The sequence below is a fragment of the Bacillus sp. mrc49 genome, assembly GCF_002803435.1.
In genome coordinates, this window is record NZ_PHNG01000648.1 from 1 (window position 1) to 5,557 (window position 5,557).

Here is a 5,557-nt window from a genome sequence, read left to right on the forward strand (position 1 = left end):
TTACCTGCTAACAACGGTGAAATGGTTTCCCTTTCGCAGTTCAAGGGCAAATACGTTGTTTTATATTTTTACCCTAAAGATATGACCCCGGGTTGCACGACGGAGGCATGTGATTTTCGGGATCACAATGAACACTTTGAGGAATTGGATGCTGTCATCATTGGCATCAGCCCGGACCCAGCCGCGCGTCATGAAAAGTTCATTGAAAAACATGGATTGCCTTTCCTTTTACTGGCTGATGAAAGTCATCAAGCTGCCGAAGCATTCGATGTGTGGCAATTGAAAAAGAACTTTGGCAAGGAATATATGGGCATTGAGCGTTCCACCTTCCTGATTGACAAGGAAGGCATGATCGTCAAAGAATGGCGCAAAGTAAAAGTAAAAGGCCATGTTGAAGACGCTCTTGAAACTCTTCGTGAACTCCAAAAATAAGGGTGAGCGACATAGGGAGCTCGCCGCCAAGTTGATTCATCATTCAATACGATTGAAGCCAAAAGAGAGAATCCTGATAAGGGGCCATATCCGCACGAAGCCACTGATTAAAGAGCTGATCGTTGAAGCTTACAGAGTCGGGGCCTTTCCATATGTAGAACTGGAGGACGATGAAATAAATCGTCACCTGTTACGAGGGAATGTAAAAGAACAGCTTGCCACCTCAGCACAATGGGCCATGAAAAAATATACTGATATTGATGCGCTCATCATCATGACCGGTGATGAAAGTACAATGGAAATGGCGGATGTCCCTGTTGAGATGCATCGTCTTCAAGGGGAGATGATGCATGCTGCTACGCTTTTTTATGTCAACAACCGACGTTGGGTCTTGCTTAATTATCCGACCAGCATATCAGCGCAAAAAGCCGGCATGAGCTTTGACGAGTATGAAGATTTCCTTTTAAACGTATGTACTATCGATTACGTGAGAATGGAGGCGGCACTTAAACCGTTAAAGCAATTGATGGAACGAACCGACAAGGTCAGGATCATTTCACCAGGGACTGATTTGTCCTTTTCAATCAAAGGGATGCCGGCAATCATCTGTGCGGGTAAAAAGAACCTGCCTGACGGCGAGGTGTTTACGGCTCCGCTGAGGGAAAGCGTCAATGGGACTATATCCTTCAATGTCCCCACCACCTATGAAGGAACCGCCTTCGGTGATGTAGAATTAACATTGGAAAAGGGAGAAGTCATTAAAGCCGCTTCCAATCACATGATTGAAATGAACGAGATACTGAATATGGATGAAGGGTCTCGTTTTATCGGCGAGTTTGGCATTGGCATCAATCCCTACATAGTGAAGCCCATTGGTGATATATTGTTCGATGAGAAAATAAGCGGCAGTCTGCACCTGGCATTGGGTGCGGCCTATAATGAAGCTGATAACGGAAACCGTTCATCGATTCATTGGGATATGGTTTTGATCCAGCGATCTGAATATGGCGGCGGGGACATCTATTTTGATGACGTCCTGATCAGCAGGGATGGCCTTTTCATTTTGCCGGAGCTCCTCGATTTAAATCCTAATTGAATGAAATAGCGCCTTTTTTAACAAGGGTAAGGCTTTTGTCCAACTCAAAAAGGGGACACCTGAATATGCTTTATTAAGGGAATACCTCCTCAGAGAAAGTTGCGCGGGATATACAGAGCCCGTGTTTTTTTATGTCATTAAAAAGGGAGAGATAAACACATGTTAATACTTTCAACGATCATTCCGGATGAAGGCATCCAAACGAGGATGAAGGAAGGTTTTCCGGATTCGACCTTCGTCTATCAAGCAGGATGGGCGGATGGGCCGCTTAGTGAAGCGGAAGTTTTTATTACATATGGCGAGGATTTAACGGAAGAAATCATCGGGAAGGCGAAAAACCTGAAATGGATCATGGTCATGAGCGCAGGAATGGAATTGCTGCCTTTTAAAGCGATTGAGAAACGCGGGATTATGGTGACCAACGCAAGAGGCATTCATAAAATACCAATGGCCGAGTATACGATGGGGATGCTTTTACAATATGAAAAGAAATTGAAGCTGCTCATGAAAAATGAAAGGGAGGAGCGCTGGGACAGGAAGATCGAGGTGGGGGAGCTGAATGGCAAAACGATGCTCGTCATCGGTACTGGTGCGATTGGAGGGGAAGTGGCCCGTCTGGGCAAGGCCTTCAGGATGACGACGCTGGGCATGAACCGGAGCGGGAAAACAGTGGAATGCATCGACCGCATGTATACCCTTGACTGTTTGTTGGAGGTCATACCGAGAGCGGATTATATCGTGTCCGTGTTACCTAGTACGGCTGAGACGAAGCATTTTTTGCAAATGGAGCACTTTATTGCGATGAAAGACTCGGCCGTGTTCGTCAACATTGGCCGCGGCGACTTGGTTAAGGCTGATGTATTGCAAAAGGCTCTCGAAAGCGGGGAGCTGGCACATGCCATCCTGGATGTATTCGATCCGGAGCCTTTAAGGAACGGACATCCGTTTTGGAGCATGGAGAATGTAACGGTAACGCCTCACCTTTCGAGTAAAAGCGGAGAATATTTACCAAGGACCTTTGCGATATTCGAAGAAAACATGCTTGAATATTCGAAAGGTGGAAAAGACTTCATTAACGCAATCGACTTATCAAAGGGATACTAAAACCATACGAAAATGGGAAAGATTCAAAGAGGTGACGAATAAACTAAAAAAGAACGGGAAGTCATAGAAATATTGACAAAATCAACGGATAGAAGGTACACTATTTATAAATATTACAATCTAAGAATTCATACTTAATTAGAAAACGAGGTGGATGACGGTGTCTGAAGTTCAGTTGAAAGAAGCGTTGGATTCATTAAAAGATACCGGTGTAAGAATAACTCCTCAGCGCCATGCGATTCTTGAGTATTTGATAAACTCCATGTCACACCCTACAGCTGATGATATATATAAAGCACTGGAAAGCAAATTTCCTAATATGAGCGTGGCGACGGTTTACAACAACCTCCGCGTTTTCCGTGAAGTCGGCTTGGTTAAAGAACTTACTTACGGTGATTCGTCAGCAAGGTTTGACTTCGTAACCACGAATCATTATCATGTAATCTGCCAAACTTGCGGAAAGATAGTGGATTTCGATTATCCCGCATTGGATGAGGTCGAGCATTTCGCAGCACAGGTGACTGGTTTCAATGTGAGCCACCATCGGATGGAAATCTACGGTGATTGTTCGGATTGTGCGAAAAAAGAAAGCCATTAAAAAAAGTTCCTCCACTTGGTTGGAACTTTTTTTCTTGTTATGAAGGAAGGATGCCATTCAGTCTTGCAGGGTTTTGCGATTATATTTCTCGTTGAATTCTTCGCCTTCAAGCTTCTTGTCGAGGGTCAGCGGTTCTTCGCAATGCATGCAAATGTCTACCCGCCCCAATATTTTTGTCGGCTTGCCGCAGTTAGGGCAGACCACTTGGATCGTTTTGGTGGAGAGCATCCCTATCCAAAAATAAACCCCGGTGCTTGCGATTATGAATAAAAGGCCAAGCCCCATGAAAAGCGTCATGACAATAGGATGAGTTTTGAAGAAAAGTCCAAGATACATCACGATAAAGCCGATGAAAATCAAACTTAAAGCAAATGTACGGATTTTATTGATTTTGCTAGAATATTTAGCCATGGATTTTCCCTCCTAAAATATAACTTTAACTATAACATAAACTAAGGATGGAACAAAAAAGAAATAAAGGATACATATTACTTTTAACTGATTGGCGTTCTGGTCAGTCATGTAAGCAGGATTTTGAAGAGTTTTGTCGAACGTTTAAAAAAAAAGGTTTTGGAGGAATTTAATGATGGAAGATATCCTTCGCCCGATTTATCAAGAGCGAGCAAGCTTAAAATCTACACTTGGGATCTTGTTGATAGAAAAGAAAGAAGATAATAGTCCGATTACCGATACATTTGACTACATCCTTTTTGTCATAGCAGATGAAGCTGAAGAGGCCGTGTTCTTAAAGCATTACACTTACAAGGATAAAAAGGCAGCTTTGCATATCGTAAAGGAAGATCAGTTGCAGGAATGGCTTTTATTAGGGACCAACCGCAAAGTGGTTGATTGGATCTATAATGGGAGAATCCTTTATGACCGGAATGAATATTTGGACCGTTTGAAAACCGAAATCAGGGAATTCCCCTTCTATGGAAGGAAGTTAAAAATGGGGATGGAGTTCGGGAAGCTGATACGCAGGTATATGGACGGGAAAAGTTTCTTCGAAAAAGGGCATTATCTTGATGCATATAATCATATTGTCCACTCCCTGCACCACTTGGCGCGCTTGGAGATAATCGAACAAGGTTTTTATCCGGAGGTAACTGTCTGGAATCAAGTGAAGCATATGGAACCTGAAATATACAAGCTCTATAAAGAATTGATCAGCAGTGAAGAAACGCTTGAAAAAAGATTGGAACTCCTTTTCCTTGCGAGTGAATTCCTTATTTATTCGAGGACGAATGCAGGTTCACAGCATTTGGTTGAAATAATGGGGACGAAAGAGGAAGCGTGGACGATCGCGGAGCTCATGGACCATCCGGAACTTAAATATTACTCAGTCGATTTAGGCGTTTTAATAGAATATTTGATAGAGAAAAAGGTGATCGATGTGATCAAAGTGGAGACGAAAGGGCACGATGTTTATCATCGATATTATTCCGTTTAAAAAAACTTTTAAAAAATTGATTTTTATTATTGACCAATAATAATATAGGTGATATATTAATACATGTCGCTGCGGGACATCAGCTTTCGCAGCTTCATCAAAACAAAGAAAATAAAAAAACATGTTGACAACTTGGTTGAAGACATGGTAAGATATAAAAGTCGCTTACGAAGTAAACGACAGCGAAATTGCTCTTTGAAAACTGAACAAAACAAAGCGCCAACGTTAAATTTTTAAGTGAGCACACACTATCAAAAAAGCAAATGAGCAAGTCAAACATTTCTTCGGAGAGTTTGATCCTGGCTCAGGACGAACGCTGGCGGCGTGCCTAATACATGCAAGTCGAGCGAATCGACGGGAGCTTGCTCCCTGAGATTAGCGGCGGACGGGTGAGTAACACGTGGGCAACCTGCCTATAAGACTGGGATAACTTCGGGAAACCGGAGCTAATACCGGATACGTTCTTTTCTCGCATGAGAGAAGATGGAAAGACGGTTTACGCTGTCACTTATAGATGGGCCCGCGGCGCATTAGCTAGTTGGTGAGGTAATGGCTCACCAAGGCGACGATGCGTAGCCGACCTGAGAGGGTGATCGGCCACACTGGGACTGAGACACGGCCCAGACTCCTACGGGAGGCAGCAGTAGGGAATCTTCCGCAATGGACGAAAGTCTGACGGAGCAACGCCGCGTGAACGAAGAAGGCCTTCGGGTCGTAAAGTTCTGTTGTTAGGGAAGAACAAGTACCAGAGTAACTGCTGGTACCTTGACGGTACCTAACCAGAAAGCCACGGCTAACTACGTGCCAGCAGCCGCGGTAATACGTAGGTGGCAAGCGTTGTCCGGAATTATTGGGCGTAAAGCGCGCGCAGGTGGTT

General features: G+C 43.8%; 6 protein-coding genes and 1 rRNA gene. 6 read left to right on the forward strand and 1 reads right to left on the reverse strand.

The genetic code is table 11. The features are described 5' to 3' along the window. The 4 genes from bcp to perR all read left to right on the forward strand — a co-directional run. Positions 1–432: thioredoxin-dependent thiol peroxidase (gene bcp, locus CVN76_RS08400; protein ID WP_100530897.1), on the forward strand; the 432-nt coding region annotated here is incomplete at its 5' end. Then, a complete protein-coding gene (locus CVN76_RS08405; protein WP_100530898.1) occupies positions 389–1,528 on the forward strand; it encodes an aminopeptidase in 1,140 nt (379 codons plus the stop codon). The genes bcp and CVN76_RS08405, both read left to right, overlap by 44 nt. Positions 1,529–1,687: 159 nt before the next feature. Then, positions 1,688–2,632: a D-2-hydroxyacid dehydrogenase gene (locus tag CVN76_RS08410; protein WP_100530899.1), complete on the forward strand. Its 945-nt coding sequence runs from the start codon at positions 1,688–1,690 to the stop codon at positions 2,630–2,632. Positions 2,633–2,786: 154 nt separating this feature from the next. Beyond that, a complete protein-coding gene (perR, locus tag CVN76_RS08415; protein WP_061143846.1) occupies positions 2,787–3,230 on the forward strand; it encodes a peroxide-responsive transcriptional repressor PerR in 444 nt (147 codons plus the stop codon). A 57-nt stretch (positions 3,231–3,287) separates the two neighbouring features. Here perR and CVN76_RS08420 read toward each other — a convergent pair whose 3' ends face one another. Continuing rightward, positions 3,288–3,641 carry a YgzB family protein gene (locus CVN76_RS08420; protein ID WP_100530900.1) on the reverse strand — a complete coding sequence of 118 codons (354 nt, stop codon included), beginning with the start codon at positions 3,639–3,641 and terminating at the stop codon, positions 3,288–3,290. A gap of 175 nt (positions 3,642–3,816) precedes the next feature. On the opposite strand from CVN76_RS08420, the gene CVN76_RS08425 reads away from it, so the two are divergent. Beyond that, complete coding sequence (locus CVN76_RS08425) at positions 3,817–4,680, forward strand: nucleotidyltransferase-like protein (protein ID WP_100530901.1); 864 nt, start codon at positions 3,817–3,819, stop codon at positions 4,678–4,680. Between the two features lie 281 nt (positions 4,681–4,961). Beyond that, positions 4,962–5,557: ribosomal RNA gene (locus CVN76_RS08430) — 16S ribosomal RNA — on the forward strand; the annotation flags it as partial.